The sequence below is a fragment of the Achromobacter mucicolens genome (assembly GCF_902859725.1).
Taxonomy (GTDB): domain Bacteria; phylum Pseudomonadota; class Gammaproteobacteria; order Burkholderiales; family Burkholderiaceae_B; genus Achromobacter; species Achromobacter mucicolens.
This window is the reverse complement of sequence record NZ_CADIJP010000005.1, coordinates 326,492-346,330: the sequence shown is the minus strand read 5'-3', so window position 1 is coordinate 346,330 and position 19,839 is coordinate 326,492. Positions and strand designations below refer to the sequence as shown.

17 protein-coding genes are annotated in these 19,839 nt (G+C 66.3%); 9 read left to right on the top strand and 8 right to left on the bottom strand.

Annotation, left to right across the window (positions count from 1 at the left end; genetic code table 11):
• Positions 1 to 430 precede the first annotated feature (430 nt).
• Together HV786_RS08645 and rlmD are read left to right on the top strand one after the other, a co-directional pair.
• The gene (locus HV786_RS08645) at positions 431 to 1,183 is read left to right on the top strand and encodes a TorF family putative porin (RefSeq protein ID WP_062841176.1); all 753 of its coding nucleotides are present in this window, start codon (positions 431 to 433) and stop codon (positions 1,181 to 1,183) included.
• Between the two features lie 228 nt (positions 1,184 to 1,411).
• Complete coding sequence (gene rlmD, locus HV786_RS08640) at positions 1,412 to 2,905, top strand: 23S rRNA (uracil(1939)-C(5))-methyltransferase RlmD (protein ID WP_175210542.1); 1,494 nt, start codon at positions 1,412 to 1,414, stop codon at positions 2,903 to 2,905.
• A gap of 34 nt (positions 2,906 to 2,939) precedes the next feature.
• Here the strand turns inward: rlmD and cueR are convergent, their stop codons facing one another.
• Positions 2,940 to 3,332, bottom strand: a complete 393-nt coding sequence (gene cueR / locus HV786_RS08635; RefSeq protein ID WP_056317380.1) for a Cu(I)-responsive transcriptional regulator — start codon at positions 3,330 to 3,332, stop codon at positions 2,940 to 2,942.
• On the bottom strand, positions 3,329 to 5,611 hold the full coding sequence (locus HV786_RS08630) for a heavy metal translocating P-type ATPase (RefSeq protein WP_128829435.1): 2,283 nt from the start codon (positions 5,609 to 5,611) through the stop codon (positions 3,329 to 3,331). Before HV786_RS08630 ends, cueR begins: the two co-directional genes overlap by 4 nt.
• Positions 5,612 to 5,764: 153 nt before the next feature.
• On the opposite strand from HV786_RS08630, the gene HV786_RS08625 reads away from it, so the two are divergent.
• From HV786_RS08625 to HV786_RS08615, 3 genes are all read left to right on the top strand, one after another.
• Positions 5,765 to 5,965, top strand: coding sequence for a heavy-metal-associated domain-containing protein (locus HV786_RS08625; RefSeq protein ID WP_128829434.1), 201 nt, complete (start codon positions 5,765 to 5,767; stop codon positions 5,963 to 5,965).
• A 175-nt stretch (positions 5,966 to 6,140) separates the two neighbouring features.
• Positions 6,141 to 6,869: a glutathione peroxidase gene (locus HV786_RS08620; protein WP_128829433.1), complete on the top strand. Its 729-nt coding sequence runs from the start codon at positions 6,141 to 6,143 to the stop codon at positions 6,867 to 6,869.
• A gap of 115 nt (positions 6,870 to 6,984) precedes the next feature.
• On the top strand, positions 6,985 to 8,415 hold the full coding sequence (locus HV786_RS08615; protein ID WP_062841172.1) for a dihydrolipoyl dehydrogenase: 1,431 nt from the start codon (positions 6,985 to 6,987) through the stop codon (positions 8,413 to 8,415).
• Positions 8,416 to 8,508: 93 nt separating this feature from the next.
• On the opposite strand, the gene HV786_RS08610 is transcribed toward HV786_RS08615, so the two are convergent.
• The 3 genes from HV786_RS08610 to HV786_RS08600 all read right to left on the bottom strand — a co-directional run bounded on the left by HV786_RS08610 (position 8,509) and on the right by HV786_RS08600 (position 11,517).
• Positions 8,509 to 9,399: a 23S rRNA (adenine(2030)-N(6))-methyltransferase RlmJ gene (locus HV786_RS08610; RefSeq protein ID WP_128829432.1), complete on the bottom strand. Its 891-nt coding sequence runs from the start codon at positions 9,397 to 9,399 to the stop codon at positions 8,509 to 8,511.
• 13 nt (positions 9,400 to 9,412) lie between these two features.
• The gene (gene ugpQ / locus HV786_RS08605; RefSeq protein ID WP_175210533.1) at positions 9,413 to 10,162 is read right to left on the bottom strand and encodes a glycerophosphodiester phosphodiesterase; all 750 of its coding nucleotides are present in this window, start codon (positions 10,160 to 10,162) and stop codon (positions 9,413 to 9,415) included.
• A 62-nt stretch (positions 10,163 to 10,224) separates the two neighbouring features.
• On the bottom strand, positions 10,225 to 11,517 hold the full coding sequence (locus tag HV786_RS08600; RefSeq protein ID WP_128829511.1) for a M20/M25/M40 family metallo-hydrolase: 1,293 nt from the start codon (positions 11,515 to 11,517) through the stop codon (positions 10,225 to 10,227).
• A 351-nt stretch (positions 11,518 to 11,868) separates the two neighbouring features.
• On the opposite strand from HV786_RS08600, the gene HV786_RS08595 reads away from it, so the two are divergent.
• Positions 11,869 to 13,833, top strand: a complete 1,965-nt coding sequence (locus HV786_RS08595; protein WP_056317398.1) for a SurA N-terminal domain-containing protein — start codon at positions 11,869 to 11,871, stop codon at positions 13,831 to 13,833.
• 16 nt (positions 13,834 to 13,849) lie between these two features.
• Here HV786_RS08595 and HV786_RS08590 read toward each other — a convergent pair whose 3' ends face one another.
• Complete coding sequence (locus HV786_RS08590) at positions 13,850 to 14,497, bottom strand: arylesterase (RefSeq protein WP_056317400.1); 648 nt, start codon at positions 14,495 to 14,497, stop codon at positions 13,850 to 13,852.
• Here HV786_RS08590 and HV786_RS08585 point away from each other — a divergent pair.
• On the top strand, positions 14,496 to 15,173 hold the full coding sequence (locus HV786_RS08585) for an ABC transporter ATP-binding protein (protein ID WP_056317404.1): 678 nt from the start codon (positions 14,496 to 14,498) through the stop codon (positions 15,171 to 15,173). The genes HV786_RS08590 and HV786_RS08585 overlap by 2 nt on opposite strands.
• Before the next feature lie 4 nt (positions 15,174 to 15,177).
• On the opposite strand, the gene fabV is transcribed toward HV786_RS08585, so the two are convergent.
• Together fabV and HV786_RS08575 are read right to left on the bottom strand one after the other, a co-directional pair.
• On the bottom strand, positions 15,178 to 16,368 hold the full coding sequence (gene fabV, locus HV786_RS08580; protein WP_128829431.1) for an enoyl-ACP reductase FabV: 1,191 nt from the start codon (positions 16,366 to 16,368) through the stop codon (positions 15,178 to 15,180).
• 106 nt (positions 16,369 to 16,474) lie between these two features.
• Positions 16,475 to 17,449 (bottom strand): DMT family transporter, encoded by a 975-nt coding sequence (locus tag HV786_RS08575; protein ID WP_175210531.1) that lies wholly within the window; start codon positions 17,447 to 17,449, stop codon positions 16,475 to 16,477.
• Positions 17,450 to 17,542: 93 nt separating this feature from the next.
• Between HV786_RS08575 and HV786_RS08570 the strand changes: the two genes are divergently transcribed.
• Positions 17,543 to 18,430 (top strand): LysR family transcriptional regulator, encoded by an 888-nt coding sequence (locus HV786_RS08570; RefSeq protein ID WP_128829429.1) that lies wholly within the window; start codon positions 17,543 to 17,545, stop codon positions 18,428 to 18,430.
• A 344-nt stretch (positions 18,431 to 18,774) separates the two neighbouring features.
• The gene (locus HV786_RS08565; protein ID WP_056317414.1) at positions 18,775 to 19,821 is read left to right on the top strand and encodes a TRAP transporter substrate-binding protein; all 1,047 of its coding nucleotides are present in this window, start codon (positions 18,775 to 18,777) and stop codon (positions 19,819 to 19,821) included.
• The last annotated feature ends 18 nt before the right edge of the window (positions 19,822 to 19,839 follow it).

Here is a 19,839-nt window from a genome sequence, read left to right as displayed (position 1 = left end):
CCCGGCACGCTGCCGCCTCCGCCGGCTGCCGGCGACGTCCCGCCGCCCCCGCCGCCTGCCGCGCCCCAGGCCAACTGAGCCGGACAGTCCTAGGCCATCACACTGGCCGCAAACTGGGGCAACCCTCCGCTTGAACACACCCCGACACGCTTCACGCGTGCCGGGGTGTTTGTTTTCCAGGCGGGCCAGGCCAAGCCAGGCCGGATTTCCCCGTTTTGACGCATCGGCCATGGCCGCGCCCCATAACAGGGCACCAGCATGGTGCATGGCCAGCGCCCGAAGGACGTTGCGGCGGGTTGCACGATGGCGCTGATACCTGGCACGGACATTGCTTGAAGGGATTTGAGCCGGTTTTACCTGCACAAGCCGGTCAGCCGGATGGGCCTCGCGCCGTCCGCTCTCTCGACTATCCGATCAGGACCTTCGCACCATGAATAAGACGTTGCTAGCCTTGCCCCTCGCGCTTGCCGCTTGTTTTGCAGGTGTGGCGCAAGCCGAACCCACCGACCTGGGTGGCGGCTTTTCGCTCAGCGGTAACGCCACCATAGTCAGCGATTACCGCTTCCGCGGCTATTCGCAGACCGACTTCCGTCCCGCCGTGCAGTTGGGCTTTGACCTGAACCACAGCTCGGGCTTCTATCTGGGCAACTGGAACTCGAATGTCTCCGACTTCGTGTTCACCGACGGCAATCTGGAAATGGATTTCTACGGCGGCTGGAAGGGTGACGTCGGCGGCGGGTTCACCCTGGATGCGGGCGTGCTGCATTACTACTATCCCGGCTCCAGCTCGCCCAAGGGCGGCAACTACAACAACACCGACCTGTACCTGGGCGCGTCCTACGGCAACTACAGCCTCAAGTATTCGTACACGCCCAGCGACTTTTTCAGCACGCCGGACAGCAAGGGAACCTGGTACCTGGATGGCACGGCCACGTTCGACCTGGGCGACGGTTGGGGACTGCTGGGCCACCTGGGCTACCAGAAGCTGAAGAACCAGACCAACATGGACGGCGACTCGATCGGCCATTACGTCGACTACAAGCTGGGCGTGACCAAGGACCTGAAGGGCTGGATCCTCGGCCTGGCCGCCGTCGGCGCCACCAAGGACAACTGGCTGCCCACCAAGTACGGCCATCCGTCCGGCCGCATCGGCGCCGTCTTCTCGGTGGCGCGCGCATTCTGATATCCGTGGCGGCGCCGTCAAAAGCGCCGGCCTTTTGGGGTTGCTCCGGAATGCCGCCTGGCCTGGCGGCATTCCGGAACAGCCCCTTTTTTTGCGCGTGCGATGTGCGGCGAGACGCCGGGCAGGGCGGGGTGGCTCCAGCCGCTCCGGCCCCGTCAAACCCGATTTCCGGGAATACGCGAAGTCCTTCTACAATCACGGGTTGCGTGCAATTCTGGACTGCGTGAGATGTCTGACGTTTTGAATATCGAATCCCTGGACCTGGAAGCCAGGGGGATCGCCCGCCGCGACGGGAAGGTCATTTTCGTGGAAGGCGCTTTGCCGGGCGAACGGGTCACCGCGGTCACGCTGCGCCGCAAGCCGTCCTACGAGACGGCTCGGGTGGACGAGGTGCTGCACCCCTCGTCGCAACGCGTGGTGCCCCGCTGCCCGCATTTCGGCGTCTGTGGCGGCTGTGCCATGCAGCATCTGGAACCCACCACGCAGGTGGCCATCAAGCAGCGCGCGCTCGAAGACACCTTCTGGCATGTCGGCAAGCTGCGCCCGGCACTGATCCTGCCGCCGCTGCAGGGCCCGACCTGGGGCTACCGCTACCGGGCGCGCCTGTCCGTGCGCGTGGTGCCCAAGAAGGGCGGGGTGCTCGTGGGCTTTCACGAACGCAAGAGCAGCTACGTGGCCGACATGCGCGAATGCCATGTGCTGCCCCGCCACGTCAGCGATCTGCTGATCCCGCTGCGCGAAATGATCGCCTCGATGTCCGCGCCGGACCGCATGCCGCAGATTGAAGTGGCGCTCGGCGAGGGCGTGACGGCGCTGGTGCTGCGGCATCTGCTGCCGCTGACCGACGGCGACATCGCGATCCTGCGCGCCTTTGCGGCCAAGCACGACGTGCAATGGTGGTTGCAGGCCAAGGGCCCGGACACGGTGCACCCGCTGGAGCGCGAGCACAACGACACGCTGTCCTACACCATGCCGGAATTCGGCCTGCGCATGCCTTACCGTCCGACCGACTTCACGCAGGTGAACCACGCCATCAACCGGGCGATGGTGTCGCGGGCGCTGAAGCTGCTGGAAGTGCAGCCCACCGACCGCGTGGCCGACCTGTTCTGTGGCCTGGGCAATTTCACGTTGCCGCTGGCCACGCAAGGCCGCGAGGCCGTTGGCGTGGAGGGCAGCAAGGCGCTGACCGATCGCGCGTTCGACGCGGCGTCGCGCCACGGCCTGGGCGATCGCACCAGCTTCGCCACCCTGAACCTCTTTGAGGTCGACGCCACCTGGCTGCGCAGCCTGGGCTACTTCGACCGCATGCTGATCGACCCGCCGCGCGAAGGCGCGCACGCGGTGTCGCAGGCGCTGTCCGACTTGTCGTACGAAGAACGTCCGCGCCGGATTGTCTACGTGTCCTGTAACCCGGCCACGCTGGCGCGGGACGCGGCCATCCTGGTTCACGAAGGCGGCTACGTGCTCAAGAGCGCGGGCGTGATCAACATGTTCCCGCACACCGGCCATGTGGAATCCATCGCCGTGTTCGAGACGCTTGACGCGCAGGGCGTGCTGGAAGCGAAAGCGCGCGCCCGTGAGCGTGCGGCCAACGCGGCCGCCGAAGCGGCGGCCGCCGAGCAAGCCAGGCTAGCCGCGGCGGCCGAAAAGGCGGCGGCCAAGCAGGCCGCCACCGAGGCGTACGAGGCGCGCGTCGCCGCCGAGGCGCAGTCGGGCCAGTAAGGCACGGCGGCGGGCAACGCCCCGCCGCCTGGCATCAGTGCGAGCAGCCCAGGTTCTCCAGGATGGGGCAATCAGGCCGCTCGTCCCCGTGGCAATGCTGCGCCAGATGCTTGAGCGTGGCCGCCATCTCGCGCAGGGACTCGGCCTTGCGCTCCAGCTCATCGACGTGCTCAAGCGCAATGCGCTTCACATCCGCGCTTGCCCGGCTGCGATCCTTCCAGAGCGCCAGCAATTCGTTCATCTGCTCCACCGAAAACCCCAGGTCGCGCGCGCGGCGCACGAAGCGCAGCGTGTGCAGATCCTGGTCGCTGTAGACGCGATAGCCCGAGTCCGTGCGCACCGCGGGTCCGATAAGGCCGATGCTCTCGTAGTACCGGATCATCTTGGCCGAAATGCCGGACTGCTTGGCGGCTTGTCCGATGTTCATGCTTGCCTCCAGCGGGGGCGGAAGGCCTTCAGACGCAGCGCATTGCCCAGGACGAATACGCTGGACAGCGCCATCGCGCCCGCCGCAAAGATGGGCGAGAGCGAGAGCCCGAAGGCCGGGTACAGGGCGCCCGCAGCCAGCGGGATCAGCGCCGCGTTGTAGGCAAATGCCCAAAACAGGTTCTGCCGGATGTTGGCGAGCGTCGCGCGGCTGAGCGCGATGGCGTTCGGCACGCCGTGCAGGTCATCGGCCATCAGCACCACGGACGCCGCCTCGATCGCCACATCCGTGCCCGTGCCGATCGCGATGCCGGTATCGGCCGCGGCCAGCGCGGGCGCGTCGTTGATGCCATCGCCCACGAACGCCACCTTGCGCCCACCCTCGCGCAGCGCCGCAATCGCCTGTACCTTGCCGTCGGGCAGGACCTCGGCGCGAACTTCGTCGATGCCAAGCTGGCGCGCAACCGCCTGTGCGGTGTGGCGGTTGTCGCCGGTAATCATGGCGGTCTTCAGGCCTTGCGCGTGCAGCGCGGCAATCGCGGACACCGCCGATGGCTTGACCGGATCCGTCACGGCCATCATGGCGGCGGCCTGACCGTCGATGGCGACGTAAATCGGCGTCTTGCCTTCGTTGCCCCAATCCGTGGCGCGTGCGCCGAACGCGCTGACATCGATGCCGCGTTCGGCCATCAGGCGCGCCGCGCCCGCCAGCACCTTGCGGTCGGCGACGGTGGCCTCCACGCCCGCGCCAGTGATCGCCCCAAAGCCTTCGGCGGGAAGCAGTTCCAGCTTGCGTTCGGCGGCTGCCGCCACGATGGCCAGCGCGATCGGATGCTCGGAGCGCGCCTGCACCGACGCCACCCACTGCAAGACCTGCTGAGCGTCATGGCCCCGCGCGGGTTCCAGTTCGGTCAGCGTGGGCTTGCCCAGCGTGAGGGTGCCGGTCTTGTCGAAGGCCACCACATCGACGTCGCGCAACGTCTGCAAGGCGTCGCCCTGGCGAAACAGGACGCCCATCTCGGCTGCGCGCCCCGTGCCGACCATGATGGACGTCGGCGTCGCCAGGCCCATGGCGCATGGGCAGGCGATGATCAGCACGGCGACCGCATTGACCAGCGCGTGCGAGAGCGCAGGCTCCGGTCCCAGGAAGAACCAGACCAGGAAGGTGAGCAGGGCGGCCGCCATGACCGCCGGGACGAACCAGGCGGTCACCTGGTCCACCATCGCCTGGATCGGCAGGCGCGCGCCCTGGGCTGCTTCGACCATGCGGATGATCCGGGCCAGCATGGTGTCCGCACCCGTGTGCGTGACGCGCAAGGTGAAACTGCCCGAGGTGTTCAGCGTGCCGCCCGTTGCCTGCATTCCGGGGTGCTTTTCGACCGGCACGGGCTCGCCCGTCAACATGGACTCGTCGACGTAGGAATTGCCTTCGACGATGTCGCCGTCCAGCGGGATCTTCTCGCCGGGCCGCACCATCACGATGTCGCCGGTGCGCACGCGTTCGATCGCAATATCCTGCGTCTGGCCGTCGCGCAGCACGCGCGCGGTGCGCGGCTGCAGGCCGATCAGCCGCTTGATGGCCGCGCCGGTCTTACCCTTGGCGCGCGCTTCGAGCATGCGGCCCAGGAGAATGAGCGTGACGATGACAGCGGCCGCCTCGAAGTACACGTTGCGGGCGGCTTGCGGCAGCAGGCCCGGCGCAAAGGTGGCGACGACCGAATAGCCCCACGCGGCGCCGGCGCCCAGCGCCACCAGCGAATTCATTTCGGGCGCGCGGCGCCACAGGGCGAACAGCCCCTTGGTGAAAAACTGCCTGCCTGGCCACACCAGCACGGCGGTGGTCAGCACGAATTGAAGCAGCCAGCTGTTCTGCTGGCCGATCGTGTCGAGCACCCAATGGTGCATGGCGGGAACCAGGTGCGATCCCATCTCCAGCGCGAACACCGGCAGCGTCAGCGCGAGCGCCACGACGAACGCCTGCTGCAGCCGGTGCGCCTCGGCGTCGCGGGCCTGCGACTGTCGCTCGGCGTGGTCGTCCTGGGCGGCGATGGGGTGGGCCTCGTAACCCATCTTCTCCACGGCGGCGACCAGCGCCTGCGGCTGGGCAGCAGCAGGGTCGAATGAGACCCGCGCGCGCTCGGTGGCGAGGTTGACTTGCGCCTGCGCAACCCCGGGGACATTCGTCAGGGCTTTTTCCACGCGCTTGACGCAAGATGCGCAGGTCATGCCTTCAATGGCAAGTTCCAATTCGGAAATGGGGGGTGGGTTTGCTGCGCGCATGGCTGTCTCTGTTTGAATGGGAGCACCCAGTTTCATCCTTCCCATCATGGGAAGGTCAAGCGCCATTCTACGCTTGACCTTGCCATAATGGGAACGTTTAACCTGCCCGTTATGGTGGCCGTGCGCCACCTTTGAACCTTCCGGAGAAAAACCATGACCATCGCTTTCCAAGTGCCTGACATGACCTGCGGCCATTGCGTCAAGACAATCACCAGCGCCGTCAACCAAGCCGTCCCTGGCGCCGTTGTGGCCGTCGACCTGCCCGCGCATCGCGTAACGATCACGGGAACCGACCAGGCCGACAAGGTCGAGGCGGCCATCCGCGATGCCGGGTACGAACCCGCGCGAATCTGACGCTGCCCATCGCGGATCTGTGATAGTTTTCGTATTTCTTTAGAGATGCAATCATTGTCTATAACTATCAATCAATTGAATTAATTAAATTGGATTGTTTGATAGCCCGGATTTATGATTCTTCTCATGGCGGATCGAAACCGCCAATTTATTTAGCTACCAAGGAGAAATTCGAATGCTGCAAAACCGCGAAGGCCAACGTGTTCCCAATGTGACGTTCCCCGTTCGTGAGGACAACACGTGGAAGAAGGTCACGACCGACGACCTGTTCAAGAACAAGACGGTCGTGGTCTTCTCGCTTCCCGGCGCGTTCACGCCGACCTGCTCGTCCACCCACCTGCCGCGGTACAACGAACTGGCCCCCGCGTTCTTTGCCGCTGGCGTGGACAGCATCGTCTGCGTGTCGGTCAACGACACCTTCGTCATGAACGAATGGGCCAAGGATCAGGAATCGGCCAACATCACGCTGCTGCCCGACGGCAACGGCGCCTTCACCGAAGGCATGGGCATGCTGGTCGACAAGAGCGACCTGGGCTTTGGCAAGCGCAGCTGGCGCTATTCCATGCTGGTCAAGGACGGTGTCGTCGAAAAGATGTTCATCGAGCCGGAAAAGGAAGGCGACCCGTTTGAAGTCTCGGACGCCGACACGATGCTGGCTCACGTCGCGCCGTCGGCCAAGAAGCCGGACCAGGTGGTCGTGTTCTCCAAGCCGGGCTGCCCGTTCTGCGTCGAAGCCAAGGCGCTGCTGGACAGCAAGGGCTACGCCCCGATCGAGATCCCCCTCGAAAACAAGGTCCGCGGCCGTGTGATCGGCGCAGTGTCGGGCAAGGGCACGGCGCCCCAGGTGTTCATCAACGGCGCCCTCATCGGCGGCCTGGAAGACCTGAAGGCGCACTTCGCCTGATCACCTGGCGATGGGGCCGGGCAGGGGGCGTGCCCCCCTCCCGCCGCAAAGCGCGGCGCACGTCGCCGCGCTTTGCTCGATACTGAAAAACTTGCATCACAGGGGGTTCCGAATCATGAAGACGCTGCACACCGACATTGCCGTCATCGGCGCCGGCACCGCAGGCCTGGCTGCCTATCGCGCCGCCAAGGCAGCGGGCAAGCGCGCGCTGCTCATCGAAGGCGGCCCTTACGGCACGACCTGCGCCCGCGTTGGCTGCATGCCGTCCAAGCTCTTGATCGCCGCCGCCGAGGCTGCGCATGCGGCGGCGCACACGGAAGCTTTCGGTGTGCATGTCGGCGGAGAGATCACGGTTCACGGCGCCGAGGTCATGGACCGCGTCAAGCGCGAGCGCGACCGTTTCGTGGGCTTCGTGGTCGATGGCGTCGAGAACATTCCCGCCGAGGACAAGGTTCGCGGCTACGCGAAGTTCGTGTCCGACACGGTGCTGCGTGTGGACGACCATACCGAAATCCAGGCCTCGCGCGTGGTGATCGCCACCGGCTCGCGCCCGTCGGTGCCGCCGCCGTTTCGCGCACTGGGTGACCGGCTCGTCGTCAACGATGACGTGTTTGCGTGGGACGATCTGCCGAACCGCGTCGCGGTCTTCGGGCCCGGCGTGATCGGGCTGGAACTGGGGCAGGCGCTCGCCCGTCTTGGGGTGGAAGTTCGGGTCTTCGGCATGAGCGGCAGCCTGGGCGGCATCAGCGATCCGCAGGTGCGCCAGACCGCGCGCAAGATCTTCCAACGCGAGTTCTACCTGGATACGGACGCCCGCGTCCTGGAAACGACCCGCGTCGGCGACGAGGTCGAAGTGCGTTACGTGGCGCTGGACAACAGCGAGCGCACCGAGCGCTTCGACTACGCGCTGGTCGCCACGGGCCGCCGTCCCAACGTCGACGGCTTGGGACTGGAGAACACGTCGCTGGCGCTGAATGCGCAGGGCGTGCCGCAGTTCGACCGGTTGACGATGCAGGCCGGTAGCTCGCCGATCTTCATCGCGGGCGACGCCAACGCCGACGCGCCGTTGCTGCACGAGGCCGCCGACGAGGGCCGCATCGCCGGCGAAAACGCGGCGCGCTTTCCCGACGTGCGCCAGGGCCTGCGGCGTGCGCCGCTGGGCGTGGTGTTCTCGGATCCGCAGATCGCGCTGGTCGGTGCGGGCCATGCGAAGCTGGTGCCGGGCACGTTCGTCATCGGCGCGGTCGATTTCAGCGACCAGGGCCGTTCGCGCGTGATGCTCAAGAACCGCGGCATGCTGCACGTGTATGCCGACATCGAAACGGGCCGCTTCCTGGGCGCCGAAATGATCGGCCCCAGCGCGGAACACATCGGCCACCTGCTTGCGTGGGCCGTGCAGCAAGAGCTCACGGTGGCGCGCATGCTGGAAATGCCGTTCTACCATCCCGTGATCGAGGAAGGCCTTCGCACCGCGCTGCGCGATGCGGCCTCGAAGCTGGCGCTGGCGCAGGAAGCCTTGCGCGATGCCGACGTCGAAACGGTCTGAGCCGCCGCAAGCCCGCAAGTACAAAGGGCCGCGCCATGAAGGCGCGGCCCTTTTGCCGTCTGCGCGATCGCACCGCCGCAAGCGGACGGCGCGTCAGTCGTCCGATTGCTTCTTGGGAACGGGGAACGGGTTCTCGCGGTATTGCAACGTGAAGCCAGCCCGCTCGTCCTGCGCCAGTTCGCGCGCCAGGTACGGCATGGCCTGTTTCAGCGCGTCGTGCAGCGTCCAGGGCGGATTGATGAGGAACATGCCGCTGCCGTGCAGGCCATAGCCGTCGATGGTCGCCTTCTTGACCGTCAGCGTGGCGTGCAGCCAGCTCTTGACCTTCAGGTTCTCGAAGTGGCGCGCCATTTCGCTGGCCTCGCGCCGTTGCACCAGCGGATACCAGATGGCATACGTGCCCGTGGCAAAGCGCTTGATGCACTCCTTGACCGTGACGAGCGTGCGGCGGTAGTCGTGCTTGTCCTCATACGAGGGATCGATCAGCACCATGCCGCGCCGGGTGGGCGGGGGCAGCAGCGCCTTGACGCCTTCGAAGCCATCGTCGCCATAGATGGTGGTCTGGCGCTGCGCTGCACGGCCCTGATGCTCCAGGTTGCCGACCAGCGTGTCGATTTCGGTGGGGTGCATCTCGAACAGGCGCAGTCGGTCGGACGGACGCAGCGCGTCCAGCGCCAGCCAGGGCGAGCCCGGGTAACGGCGCAGCCGGCCGTTGGTGTTGTAGTCGCGGATGCGCGCGACGTAATCGGCCAGCAGCGGCGGCAGGTCCTGGGCTTCCCACAGGCGGCCGATGCCGTCCGCAAACTCGGACGTCTTGGCGGCCCAGTCGCTGTCCAGGCTGTAAAGGCCGGCGCCGGCGTGGGTGTCGATGACCCAATACGGAGCGTCTTTCTTGTTGAAGTAGTCCAGGGTGTGGACCAGGATGGCGTGCTTGAGCACGTCGGCGTGGTTGCCGGCGTGAAAGGCGTGGCGGTAGCTGAACACGGGGCTGTCTGCCTCAGGCGGCGGGCCGGATGGCGGCCAGCTCGTCGGTGAAAATGCCGTCGATGCCCCAGTCGAGCAGCAGGCGCGCGCGCTCGGGGTCATTGACGGTCCAGGCCGCGATGCGGTAGCCGGCGGCGTGCACGGCGTCGATCAGTTCGCGGGTGGCGTCCTTCTGGTTGATGTTCAGGGCGACGCACTGGTACTTGGCAAGCCGTTCACGCCAGTCGGCCGGCACCTTTTCCACCAGCAGCGCGCGCGGCAGTTCGGGCGCGGCCTCAAGGGCGGCTTGCAAGGCTTCCTCGGCGAACGAGGACAGCAGCGGCGCCGTATCGGCGCCTTGCCACCATTGGCGGGCCGCCAGGGCGACGGCGCGGCCGGTCTCGGCCTCGCGGCCCGGGCAGGGCTTGATCTCGACGTTGCTGGCAATGCCATTGGCCAGCGTGTAGCGCGCGACGGCGGCAAAGGTGGGCAGCGGTTCGCCCGCGTAGGCGGGCGAATGCCAGCTGCCGAAGTCCAGCTGGGCCAGCTCGGCGAACGTCTTGGCGGCCGCGGGGCCGGTGCCGTTGGAGGTGCGGTCGACGTCGTCGTCGTGCATCAGCACCGGGACGTTGTCACTGCTGAGCTTCACGTCGTATTCGAACATGGTGAAGCCGTTTTCGGCGCCCACGCGCATGGCGGCCAGCGTGTTCTCCGGAGCCAGGCGGCCGCCGCCGCGGTGCGCGATGTAACGGGAGTAGGGCCAGGAGGGAAGGGTTGCGGTCATTTCGGTGCTGCTTCGGGGTTCTTTTGGGACAGGTTGCAAGGATACCTTGTCTTGGCCCGCACCTACTTCAGCGGCGCCTTGTCCTCGGATACGTCCATGATCATGCGCGTGGCCAGATACAGGCGCGGCACGATGCTGCCGATCAGGACATATTCGGCGTCATTCGAATGCGCGCCGAAGCCGCTCAGCCCCATCCCCTCGATGACGGGGCCGCGGGCCTTGAGCGCCGCAAAGGCGGCGTCCGTGCCGCCGCCGCTGGCCCGGTCCACCACTTTCAGCGGCAGGTCCAGCTCCTGGTAGATCTTCACACCGTGCTGGGCAAGCGCGCGCGATGCGGCCGTCGCTTCCAGCGGCGGCCGGCGGACTTCGAATTTGACGCTGACCTTGGACTCGGGCAGCAGCTTTTTCTGGATCCGTTCCTCCAGCGTGCGCGCCAGCGCGTCGAAATCCGACACGCGCAGGGCGCGGGCGTCGCCCTGCGCGGTGGCCAGACCGGGAATGACGTTGCGGTTGGTGCCAGCCTGGGCGACCGTCCAGTTCAGTTTCAGTCCCTCGTCCGGCTTGGACAGGTCGTCCAGCTGCAGCAGCTGATGGGATAGCTCATAGAGCGCATTGACGCCGCCTTCTGGCCGCGCGCCCGCATGCGAGGTCTTGCCTTGCACCTTCAGGTACGCCGCCCCGATGCCGCTGGTGGCCAGCGTCAGGCGCGGCTCCATGCCGCCTCCCTCGAACGAAAAGACGGCATCCTGATCGGCGCCCAGACGGGTGATGGTGCTGCGAGCCCCCGGCGAGCTGATCTCCTCGTCCCCGTTGATCAGCACGGTCAGGGTGCCGTAGTCGGAAAATTTCAATGTCTTGAGCAGGGCGATGGTGTGCAGGATGGCCGCCACGCCGTGCTTGTCGTCGGCGATGCCCAGGCCGTAGGCCTTGTCGCCATCGATCCGGAAGGGCTGATCCTTCAGCATTCCGTTGCGGTACACGGTATCCATATGGGCGATCAGCATGATCTTCTTGCTGCCGCTGCCCTTGAACTGGGCGTGGACCATCGGACCGACTTTGTCAGGCGTGTCGTCCAGCCGGAAGACATCCGTCGGCGCGACGATCTCCACGGTGCCGCCCAGCGCCTGGAGCCGGTCACGGATCAGTCCGGCGATGCGTTCGACGCCCTCGACGTCCTTGCTGCCCGACTCGATGTTCACCAGTTCGCGCATCGTGTCGAGCACCGCCTGCTGCTGGCCCTTGGCCGCGTCCAGTATCTCGGCGACCGGAGCGGCCTGCGCGGCCTGGGCGCAGCCCAGGAACGCCAGGGCGACGCAGGATTTCAGAAAAGGCAGGCGGGAAGGCATGAACGGCATCGTGAGTGACCCTTTTAGCGCGCGGGTGGGAGACCGGCCTTGCTCCGGCCTGGCAGATGGGTGCCCGACTGGCGGGACAGCCCCAGCCCACGATACGAGCGCCGGGCGGGGCAGGTAATGGGGGTTTCCCGGGTTGACGGGGGCGAGATGGGCGGGGACGGAACAGCCGCTGGCATGGCCGTCGCGGGGCGGGAGAACCGCGGGCCTCCTTAATGAATGAGAAATGGTAAAATCCGCCCGCTGATCCCGGTAATAACCGGTATGGGAATAGGGGCGAATCCACTTCGCCTTTTTTTATGCGTTTTCGTGCGGCCCCGGGCATCCATCCCGGAGCGCGGCAACAGGGATTCCATGTTCGAATTTATTCGCAGCCATCGGCGCTGGATGCAGTTCATCCTGCTGATCTTGATCGTGCCTTCCTTCTTCCTGGTCGGGATTCAAGGCTATGACAGCTTCATGAACCGGGAGCCCGAGCTCGCGACGGTGGCTGGCCAGCCGATTTCCCGCGCCGAGTTCGACCAGGCGCACCGCAACCAGCTCGACCAGTTCCGCCAGCGTCTGGGCACGCAGTTCGACCCGGCCGTGATCGACACGCCCGCGTTGCGTGAAGGCCTGCTGAACCAGCTCATCAACCAGCGCCTGCTTGCCAATGTGGCCGCCGACAACCGTTTCTCGGTGTCCGACGAGACCCTGCGCAACACGATCGCCGCCATCCCCGAAGTCCAGGACAACGGCCGTTTCTCGCCCGAGCGCTATCGCCAGGTGCTGGCCGCGCAGGGCATGTCGCCGACCTCGTTCGAAGCCGGCCTGCGCCGTGACCTGGCCATCGCCCGGGTGCTCGAGCCCGTGGGCCAATCGGCCCGCGCGCCGGCCGAAGTGGTGGCCGCGCTCGAATCGGCGCTGACGCAGACGCGCACGGTGCAGTTGCGCAATTTCTCGGCAGCCGACTTCCGTTCGCAGGTCACCGTCACCCCGGCCGACATCCAGGCCTGGTACGACGCCAACAAGCAGCAGCTGCAGGTGCCGGAACAGGTGCAGGTCCAATACCTGGTGCTGGACGAAGCGGCCGCCACGCAAGGCGTGCAGGTCAAGGACGAAGACCTGGCTGCTTATTACGAACAGAACAAGAACCGCTTTGGCCAGCCCGAGCGCCGCCGCGCCAGCCACATCTTCATCGAATTGCCGTCCGGCGGCTCCGAAGATGCCCGCAAGGCCGCGCGCGCCAAGGCCGAAGACATCGCCAAGCAAGCTGCCGCCGACCCCAGCAAGTTCGCTGAGCTGGCCGCCAAGAATTCGCAGGATTCGGGCTCGGCCGCCAAGGGCGGCGACCTGGGTTGGATCGCGCCGGGTTCGCAGGCGGGCCCGTTGGACAAGGCCATCTTCGGCCTTGCCGCCAATCAGGTCTCCGGCGTGGTCGAAAGCCCGTTTGGCCTGCACATCCTTAAGGTCACGGAAATCAGCCCGGCTGCCATCAAGCCGCTGGCCGAGGTCAAGGACCAGATCACCGCCGAAGTCCGCAAGCAGATCGCCGCGCAACGCTTCTCGGAAATGGCCAGCCAGTTGAACAAGCAGGTCTACGACCAGCGCGACAGCCTGCAACCGGCTGCCGACGCCGTGGGTCTCAAGCTGCGCACCGCCTCCGGCGTGACCCGCGAAGGCCTGCTGCCCGCCGCGAAGGCCGGCCCGGGTTCCGCCGCCGACAGCCCGGACGCCGCGCTGCTGGACAACCCGCGCGTGCGCCAGGTGCTGTTCTCGCCCGACGTGCTGCGTGAAAAGCAGAACTCCGGCGTGATCGAGCTTGCGCCCGACACGATGCTGGCCGTGCGTGTCGCCGCTGTCGAGCCGGCACACGTGCCGCCGCTGGACAAGGTCAGCGACGTCATCCGCGCCAAGCTGCTGGACGAGCGCTCGGCCGAAGCCGCCAAGAAGGCAGGCGAGGCTGCCCTGGCCGCCAACAAGGCCAATCCTGCCGCGGCGCCGGAAGGCTTTGGTCCCGCCGTCACGGTGTCGCGCCAGAATCCGCAGGATCTGTCGCGCCCGGTGCTGGATGCCGTGATGCGCCTGCCGTCGGCCGCGCTGCCGGCCTTCACGGGCGTGCAGTCCGGCGTGGACTACACGCTGGTGCGTCTGGAAAAGGTGGAAGCGGGCCAGACCGAAGCCGCCGACAAGGAGCGCCTGGCGCAGCAGTTGTCGGGCGCCTGGGGCCAGGCCGAAAACGAAGCCATGATCCGCATGCTGCGCGAGCAGTACAAGGTGAATGTGCTGCCGGCCGCCGCCGACGTCATTCGCGGCGATCAGGCCCAGGCCGCGGGCTGATCGCGGCAGGCAACGCTCAGTTCAACAGGGGCCGCAGCGTCGGCCACACGTTGTCCAGCAATTGAGGCTGGGCATCCTCGTTCGGATGGATGCCGTCAGCCTGGAACATCGCCCGGTTCGTTGCGATACCTTCCATCAGGAAGGGCACGAGCCGGGCGTTTTCGTCTTTGGCGACCTTGCTGAATACCGCGGCAAAGCGTTGCGCGTAATCCCGGCCATAGTTCGGCGGGATCTGCATCCCGACGATCAGCACGTCGGCATCGGCCTTGCGGGCCGCCTGAGCCATCGTTCGCAGGTTCTGCTCGGTCATGTTCAGGGGCAGGCCGCGCAGCGCGTCATTGGCGCCCAGTTCCAGCACGACGACGGCGGGGGCGTGCTGGCGCAGCAGCGCGGGCAGGCGGGCAACGCCGCCGCTGGTCGTGTCGCCACTGATGCTGGCATTGACGACCTTGAACTTCGGGTATTGTTCGGAAACCCTTTCGGACAGCAGGGGCACCCAGCCGGTGCCGCGCTTGATGCCATACTCGGCGGACAGGCTGTCGCCCACCACCAGTACGGTGCGCGGCGAGGAACCCTGGGCCGCGGCGGCGGTCTGAGCGTGGGCGGGCGCCGCCGCGGCGGTCGCAAAGGCAGTCACGAGAAGCAGACGGGAAAATAGGCGCATGGATAGCAATAACTCAATCGTGGTGAAAGGGCTGGGCAAGCGGGTGGCCGATGCCGGCGGGTCGCTTTCTATCCTGGAAGGAATCGATTTTACGGTCGCCGCGGGCAGTGCCGTGGCCATCACCGGCAGTTCCGGTTCGGGCAAGTCGACTCTGCTGGGACTGCTGGCCGGCCTGGATGTTCCCAGTGCGGGCAGCGTACACCTTGCGGGGCAGGACCTGTTTGCCTTGGACGAGGACGGCCGCGCGCGCCTGCGGGCCAATCATGTGGGCTTCGTGTTCCAGTCGTTCCAGCTGCTGCCCAATCTGACCGCCCTGGAAAACGTGATGCTGCCGCTTGAACTGGCGGGCCAATCGGCGCGCGAGGCCGCGCAGGCCATGCTGGAGCGCGTCGGGCTGGGCGCGCGCCTGCACCACTACCCGCGCACGCTGTCGGGCGGCGAGCAGCAACGGGTGTCGCTGGCCCGGGCCTTCGTGGTGCAGCCAGACCTGCTGTTTGCCGACGAACCCACCGGCAGCCTGGATGCCGCCACTGGCGTGACGGTCATCGACCTGATGTTCGACCTGCACCGCGAACAAGGCACGACGCTCGTGCTGGTCACGCATGACCCGCAACTGGCGGCGCGCTGCGGGCGGCAACTGGTGCTGGCGGCCGGCCGCATGGTGCCGGCCGATTAAGGCGCTAGGCTAGTTCGCGGATCGGCACCACCGGATCGACATCCGCGTCGTAGTCCACGCCGTCGATCTCAAAGCCGAACAGCCGCAGGAAGTCGCGCTTGTAGCCGGCAAAATCGGTCAGCGTATAGAGGCTGGCCGTGTCGACCTGATCCCACAGCGCCTGCACTCGCGCCTGCACCTTCGGATCCAGTTCCTTGTAGTCGGCGCGCAACCGGCCCTCGTCGTCCAGGATGGGGGAAGCGCCGCACAGGCTGTCGCGATACAGTCCATACACCTGTTCGATGCAGCCTTCGTGCGTGCCGTCTTCCTTCATGACCTTAAAGAGCAGCGACAGGTACAGCGGCATCATCGGGATCGCCGAACTGGCCTGCGTCACCACGGCCTTGAGCACCGACACGCGGGCATCGCCGCCGCGCGCGGCCAGCTTGGCGCGGATGTCCAGCACGCGCTGGTCCAGGTCTTTCTTGGCCGCGCCGATGGACCCGTTCCAATAGACGTCGTGCGTGATCTTTTCGCCAAGATAGGTAAAGGCGGTGGTGGTGGCGCCTTCGGCCAGCACACCGGCTTGCAGCAGCGCATCGATCCACATCTGCCAGTCTTCCCCGCCCATCACGGCGACGGTGGCGTCGATCTCGTCTTGCGAGGCCGGCTCCAGCACGCCGTCCTTGATGAGTTCCTTGTCGGTGTCCAGGCCGCGCAAGGTCACGGATTTGCCGATGGGCTTGAGCGTGGAGGTGTGGACCTGACCCGTCTTCGGGTGCGTGCGGCGCGGCGCGGCCAGGCTGTAGATGACCTGGTCGACCTGGCCCATGTCCGCCTTGATGGCGTCGATGGTGCGCTGCTTGATCTCATCGGAAAACGCGTCGCCGTTGATGCTCTTGGCGTACAGCCCCTCGGCCTGCGCGAACTTGTGGAACGCGGCGCTGTTGTACCAGCCTGGCGTGCCTGCCTTGCCGGCGTCGCCCGGTCGCTCAAAAAATACGCCCAGCGTCTGCGCACCACAGGCGAAAGCCGCGCTGATGCGCGCGGCCAGGCCGTATCCCGTCGACGCGCCCAGGACCAGCACGCGCTTCGGTCCCCCGGGCACCGGTCCTTGCGCCTTCACGTAGTCGATCTGTTGCTTCACGTTGGCTTCGCAGCCGGCAGGATGGGTGGTGACGCAGATGAAACCGCGCACGCGGGGCTTGATGATCATGGGAGCCTCTTGTTGGGGATACGCCAGGGGCAGATGCCGGATCGGGCATCAGGCGAAGCGCATTGTACGGGAGGCGGCCGGCCGGTGATGGGTGGGCGCCGCTCGCTCAGCGCCGGGCCGTCGTGCCGGCGGCCGCCTGGGCCAGCGCGGCGCCCAGCGCGCGGCTGCGCCGCCATTCGATCATGCCGATGCCCATGCCGCTGGCGCAGATGATCGCAATGCCCAGCCAGGTGAGCGGGTCGGGAAAATGCCCCCACACCAGCCAGCCGACCGACGTGGCGCTGATGATCTGCAGGTAGATGAACGGCGCCAGCGTGGAGGCCGGGGCGCGGCGGTAAGCGGCAATCTGGAAAAGGTGGCCCACGCAGCCGGTGACGCCCGTCGAGATCAGCACCATCCAGTCGAACGCCGACAAGGCCTGGAGCACGGGCAGGGCGGGCGGAAGGATGAAGGGCAGGGCGAGCGTCAGGCAGATCGTGCCCACGGCGCCGCTCCAGATCAGCGAGGTGAACGGATCGTCGCCGGCCACGCGGCGCGTGGCGATGAATTGCGCGGTGAAGCAACAGGCGGTCAGCAGGCCGAAGATCGTGCCGACCGGGTGCAGGCCGCCGCCTGGGCGGATGACGATCAGGACGCCGACGAAGGCGATGCCAGCGGCGACGAAGCGCGACATGCGCGCCGGTTCCTTCAGGATCCAGGGCGCCAGCGACAGCACGAGCAGCGGCGCCAGGAAATTGATCGAGGTGGCTTCGGCCTGGGGGATGTAGCTGAGTGTCGTGAAGAACATCAGCGTGGCCAGGAACATCGAGCCGCCGCGGATGAGCTGTTCGCGCGGTTTGGTGCTGCGCAGCACCCGCACGCCGCGCGCGGGCAGCACCAGCGCCAGGACGAGCACCAGATGGATGGCGTAACGGACCCACGACAGCACCAGCAAGGGCACGCCCGCGTTCATGACCCATTTTCCGCTCGCGTCCAGGCACGACAGGGTCCACATCGACAGCACGAGCAGCAGCACGCCGATCATCGGGCCGCGCGCGGTGGACGCGCCGGAGCGCGGGCGACCGTTATCGGCCGGGGACATGGCGGGTACTCCTTTCAGCGTACACAGGGCATGGCGCCTTTGGGGCGATGAGCGGCTGACATGATACGCTCATCCCGCCGGGGGAAAAGGCCAATGATAGAACTACGCAACGTCGAAACTTTTTTTTGGGTCGCCACACTGGGCAGCTTTCGGGCCGCATCGGACAAGCTCAACACCACGCAGCCCGCCGTCTCGCAGCGCATTGCTTCGCTCGAGGCGGATCTAGGCGTCAAGCTGTTCGAGCGCGACGCGCGCGGGGTCAAACTGACCGCCAAGGGGCACGAACTCCTGTCGCATGCCGAACGCATGCTGCAGGTGCGGCGCGACATGTTCGAGGCTGCGCGCGAGCAGAACGTCATGTCCGGCACGGTGCGCATCGGTGTCGCCGAGACCATTGTGCAGACCTGGCTGCCCGCGCTCATCGAACTGATCCATGCGACCTATCCGGCGCTCGTGCTGGAGATCGAAGTGGACACCACGCACGTGCTGCGTTCGCACCTGATGTCGCGCCAGATCGATCTGGCCTTTTTGATGGGGCCGGTGCTGGAAGCGCGCGTGGAGAACCTGCCGCTCTGCACGTATCCGCTGGCGTGGGTGGCCAGCCCGCTGCTTGATCTGGGGCCGGAGCCCCTGACGCTGGCCACGATCGGCAAGCTGCCGATCATCACGTATCCCTCCAACAGCTCGCCTTACCGCGTGGTACGCGACATGCTGACCCGGGCGGGCGTGACCGCACCGCGCATGTACGGCAGCGCTTCAATGTCCATGGTGGTCCGCATGACGCAGGACGCGATCGGCACCAGCGTCATCGCGCCTGTGTTCCTGGGCAAGGAACTGGCCCGCGGCGAGTTGCGGATTCTGCAGGTGCAGGCCGACCCGCTGCCTGAACTGAGCTTTACCGCCACATGGGTGCAGGGCCCGGACAGCCATGCGGTGCGCGTCATCGCGCAGATGGCGCAAAAGGTCGCCGCGCAGGCCTGAGCGGGCAAAACAGCCGTAGGTGTTTTCCCGAGCCAGCGGCGTTGCGGGCTGCCCCGGGACGTGCCCGCCAGGCACTGTTCCACACCTGCTTGATGGCCGCAAAGCCGCGCCAATACGTCGTTTGCGGCGAATGGCGTTGCCCGGCATCGCGAGACCCAAGAAAAATTTATACCCCCACATCGGAACATACGATTGGACGCTTGCCGCCCCTGGCGATGCAATGGCGCTCATAACGACGTAGGGCCTGGATATCCCCATCCTTGACCACCGATTCCTACCGGCGCGCGACCAGGACAACGGGATCCCGCGCGCGACAGACGATCCCGCCAGCCAGGAGTTTTTCCATGAAGAAGTCTCTTGTTTTTGCCGCCGTCGCCGCCAGCTTGCTGGCCGGCGCCGTCCAGGCCCAGGACCTGCCCAAGACCCATCTGAAGATCGTGGGTGGCCTGTCGAACCTCACCGCCTACAACGACTACGAAAAGCCGTTCTGGACCAAGACCATTCCCGAGCAGTCCAAGGGGCAGGTCACGGCGGAGATCAAGGGCTTCAATGAAATGGGCTTGAAGGGGCCCGAGCTGCTGCGCCTGATGTCGCAGGGCGTGATCGAATTCGGCACCGCCACGCTGTCGTATTTCGCCAGCGACAATCCGATCAACGAGGCCATCGACCTGGCTGGCCTGGCGCCTGACGTCAAGACCGCTCGCGCCGTCACCCAGGCTTTCGAACCCGTCTACGCCAAGCTCTACGGCGAAGGCAACAACGTCAAGCTGCTGGGCATTTCCACCTATCCGGCGCAAGTGCTGTTCTGCAATGCCGAGATCAAGGGCCTGGCGGACATCAAGGGCAAGAAGGTCCGCACCAGCAGCCGCACCACGGCCGAGTTCGTCGAGGCGCTGGGCGGCTCGAGCGTGACGATGGCCTTCGGCGAAGTCGTCCCCGCGCTGCAGAACAAGGTTGTCGATTGCGCCATCACGGGTTCGCTGTCGGGTTACTCGGCCAAGTGGTACGAAGTGTCCACGCACCTGGTTGCGCTGCCGATCAACTGGAACCAGCAGATTCACGCCGTCAACCAGAAGGCCTGGGACAAGCTGGATCCGAAGGTGCGCACGTTCCTGCAAGCCCAGATCACGACGTTGGTCGACAACATCTGGGATGCCGCCGCCCGCCAGACGCAGGAAGGCTATGACTGCAACACCGGTGCGGCCGCATGCCCGTTCCCGGTCAAGGGCAAGATGGTCCTGGTGCAGCCGTCCGAGGCCGATCAGGCGCTGCTCAAGAAGGTGGCGCAAGAGGCCGTCCTGCCCAAGTGGGCCGCCCGCTGCTCGGCGCAGTGCGTGAAGGACTGGAACGCCACCGTCGGCAAGACGCTGAACCTGACCGCAAGCAAGTAAGCGCCAGAAGGCGCCGGC

What these genes read in the sequence shown, in the direction of transcription:
- HV786_RS08585 (WP_056317404.1), top strand. Translation starts at nt 14,496, where the DNA reads ATGGATAGCAATAACTCAATCGTGGTGAAAGGGCTGGGCAAGCGGGTG.
- HV786_RS08595 (WP_056317398.1), top strand. Translation starts at nt 11,869, where the DNA reads ATGTTCGAATTTATTCGCAGCCATCGGCGCTGGATGCAGTTCATCCTG.
- HV786_RS08625 (WP_128829434.1), top strand. Translation starts at nt 5,765, where the DNA reads ATGACCATCGCTTTCCAAGTGCCTGACATGACCTGCGGCCATTGCGTC.
- HV786_RS08615 (WP_062841172.1), top strand. Translation starts at nt 6,985, where the DNA reads ATGAAGACGCTGCACACCGACATTGCCGTCATCGGCGCCGGCACCGCA.
- HV786_RS08600 (WP_128829511.1), bottom strand. Translation starts at nt 11,517, where the DNA reads ATGCCGTTCATGCCTTCCCGCCTGCCTTTTCTGAAATCCTGCGTCGCC.
- HV786_RS08575 (WP_175210531.1), bottom strand. Translation starts at nt 17,449, where the DNA reads ATGTCCCCGGCCGATAACGGTCGCCCGCGCTCCGGCGCGTCCACCGCG.
- HV786_RS08630 (WP_128829435.1), bottom strand. Translation starts at nt 5,611, where the DNA reads ATGCGCGCAGCAAACCCACCCCCCATTTCCGAATTGGAACTTGCCATT.
- HV786_RS08645 (WP_062841176.1), top strand. Translation starts at nt 431, where the DNA reads ATGAATAAGACGTTGCTAGCCTTGCCCCTCGCGCTTGCCGCTTGTTTT.
- cueR (WP_056317380.1), bottom strand. Translation starts at nt 3,332, where the DNA reads ATGAACATCGGACAAGCCGCCAAGCAGTCCGGCATTTCGGCCAAGATG.
- rlmD (WP_175210542.1), top strand. Translation starts at nt 1,412, where the DNA reads ATGTCTGACGTTTTGAATATCGAATCCCTGGACCTGGAAGCCAGGGGG.
- HV786_RS08565 (WP_056317414.1), top strand. Translation starts at nt 18,775, where the DNA reads ATGAAGAAGTCTCTTGTTTTTGCCGCCGTCGCCGCCAGCTTGCTGGCC.
- HV786_RS08590 (WP_056317400.1), bottom strand. Translation starts at nt 14,497, where the DNA reads ATGCGCCTATTTTCCCGTCTGCTTCTCGTGACTGCCTTTGCGACCGCC.
- ugpQ (WP_175210533.1), bottom strand. Translation starts at nt 10,162, where the DNA reads ATGACCGCAACCCTTCCCTCCTGGCCCTACTCCCGTTACATCGCGCAC.
- HV786_RS08620 (WP_128829433.1), top strand. Translation starts at nt 6,141, where the DNA reads ATGCTGCAAAACCGCGAAGGCCAACGTGTTCCCAATGTGACGTTCCCC.
- HV786_RS08570 (WP_128829429.1), top strand. Translation starts at nt 17,543, where the DNA reads ATGATAGAACTACGCAACGTCGAAACTTTTTTTTGGGTCGCCACACTG.
- fabV (WP_128829431.1), bottom strand. Translation starts at nt 16,368, where the DNA reads ATGATCATCAAGCCCCGCGTGCGCGGTTTCATCTGCGTCACCACCCAT.